Consider the following 1,820-nt stretch of genomic DNA (forward strand, 5'->3'; position numbering starts at 1 on the left):
CGTTTCTCTTGCCGCTCCCAATCCACTGCGCGTTTGAACATAACCTCATCTTCACTGGGTTGCTGCTCTGCGATCTGATTGGCCAGCAATGGAAAAGCCTCGCGTTCCTTCTGCTGTTTGCGGCGCAAGGCGGCACGCTTGCGGGGTGTGTCTTCGAAGGCAAAACGGGGCCACATCTTGAACCTCATGGCTCGATCCCTCCCTGCCAGCGGGTGCGACTATTGCGGAGATGCTGAAGACAGGCCACTCGCCCGACTTCTGCATGCATCCCGTTGTCGAGCGCGAACCGATGGCGAGCCTCCCAGTCCCGAACCCAGTCTGCGGCCAAACGGTCGTCAACCCGACCACTCTGAAAAGGATTGTCCTCGAGCAGGAAGCCCTTGCAATGTGCAGCACCGCCATCGGTGGGAGCGCGCAGGGTGTCGTTTTCGTACGCGACCGGATCCACGCCACACCCCATGGGATCGGCGCGGCTGCGGTCGCCTGGCGCTAAGTCAGTCATGATCGCCTCCGTTCGTAGCGGTTTGCGAAAGCTTGAGCTGGCGGGCTTCTTCGATCACGGCGTCGTACATATCGACATGGCCACAAGGGTTCTCCCATGTCTGGATTTCGTACCACTCACCATCCTCGCAGTAGCGTCGAAACACCGGTTTCCCTCTAGGCTTGCCACAGAAGGGACAGGTATTGGTGATCCCAACGGTTTTGATAATCTGCGTGATACTTTGATAGCCGTTGCCCCAAAGGCGGCGCTGCAGGGCGCGATCCAATATGGTGACTTGCATAAGTGCCTCCACTTCAATCGTATGGAATGGTGGTAAGACTGCGGTGAGTGCCGGGGCGGTCAGGGCGCTTCCTTTAACGCGTCGGCATGTGCATCAAGACGCCCGATGAGCGAAGCCATCAGTTCTCTCAGCGATGCCTGATCGGCGAGGACAAGTGCAGCGCGTTGACCAGCTGTCAGGGCAGCGACCTCGGGCGGCTGCGGTTCTGTCATCTGATCCGCGCCTGTCAGAACGCCCATCTTGGCCAGTTCGTCGGTAAGGGGGCGCAACATGTCTGCCATTGCATCAGTATCGGCGCTGTTAGAGGCGGCGGATTTCGCGATGCGCCGCAGCCTGACCACCATCTTTTCAACGCTGCCTTTGTTGGTGTCGTTTTGGAATGCCATTGGTTGTCTCCTGTCGTACCCTGTTGGTTCACGGGGCTTCCGCTCCGGTCGGGTTTCAGTATTCGATGGGTTCAAAAACAGTGAGAATGCGCTCAGTGACAGAGGGGTCGTAGGGACATTCAGATCCGCGATCGAGATAGAGGTCGTAGAACCAGCAGTACAGTCACAGCAATCGAGATCGGACCGGTGATGTTAAAAAATACCCAATCAAAGGGTTGACCAATAGGTGCGGGGCAATCGCGTGCTGAGATAACCCAGTTCACAGCCGCGGGAAGATCCGGAAAGTCGACCCAGCCACGCGGATCGTCACATAGTAACTTGCCGCGATAAATTGCCTGCGCGTGATACAGACAAACCGACAAACCAAACAAAACAACAAGTCCCGCGTTCGTGAAACGGTCGAGCATTTTCAGCAAAAACCATATCAAAAGCAGCTTCAGGACCGTTGTTACCGAATAGGTAAGAAGCAGAGTAGCGGAAAGATCATTCACACGGTGCACTCAAACCAATCATTGGTCACTTGTCGAGGCATAGCCGAAAGACCAAAGCCTTCCGCTGACCCCCGCAAGGCTTTTCAGCCCTGCGATATCTGAGGTCGCCGGGCTGCTAAGCCTTGCTTCCGTCGCGCTCTGTGGTGACACTTCTGCTTTGC

The 1,820-nt window shown here is 56.5% G+C and carries 4 protein-coding genes and 1 pseudogene; 1 reads left to right on the forward strand and 4 read right to left on the reverse strand.

Annotated elements, in window-relative coordinates:
- A pseudogene (locus ACRZ95_RS22825) lies at nt 1-188 on the reverse strand (hypothetical protein); the annotation flags it as partial.
- A 41-nt stretch (nt 189-229) separates the two neighbouring features.
- On the opposite strand from ACRZ95_RS22825, the gene ACRZ95_RS22830 reads away from it, so the two are divergent.
- Nucleotides 230-493, forward strand: a complete 264-nt coding sequence (locus ACRZ95_RS22830; RefSeq protein WP_480555661.1) for a hypothetical protein — start codon at nt 230-232, stop codon at nt 491-493.
- 1 nt (nt 494) lies between these two features.
- Here the strand turns inward: ACRZ95_RS22830 and ACRZ95_RS22835 are convergent, their stop codons facing one another.
- The 3 genes from ACRZ95_RS22835 to ACRZ95_RS22845 form a co-directional block, all read right to left on the reverse strand.
- Nucleotides 495-782: a hypothetical protein gene (locus ACRZ95_RS22835; protein WP_480555662.1), complete on the reverse strand. Its 288-nt coding sequence runs from the start codon at nt 780-782 to the stop codon at nt 495-497.
- Between the two features lie 59 nt (nt 783-841).
- Nucleotides 842-1,168 (reverse strand): hypothetical protein, encoded by a 327-nt coding sequence (locus ACRZ95_RS22840; RefSeq protein WP_480425795.1) that lies wholly within the window; start codon nt 1,166-1,168, stop codon nt 842-844.
- A 119-nt stretch (nt 1,169-1,287) separates the two neighbouring features.
- Nucleotides 1,288-1,659, reverse strand: a complete 372-nt coding sequence (locus ACRZ95_RS22845) for a hypothetical protein (protein ID WP_480425620.1) — start codon at nt 1,657-1,659, stop codon at nt 1,288-1,290.
- Nucleotides 1,660-1,820 lie beyond the last annotated feature (161 nt).

Source organism: Ruegeria sp. AI3 (assembly GCF_056541245.1).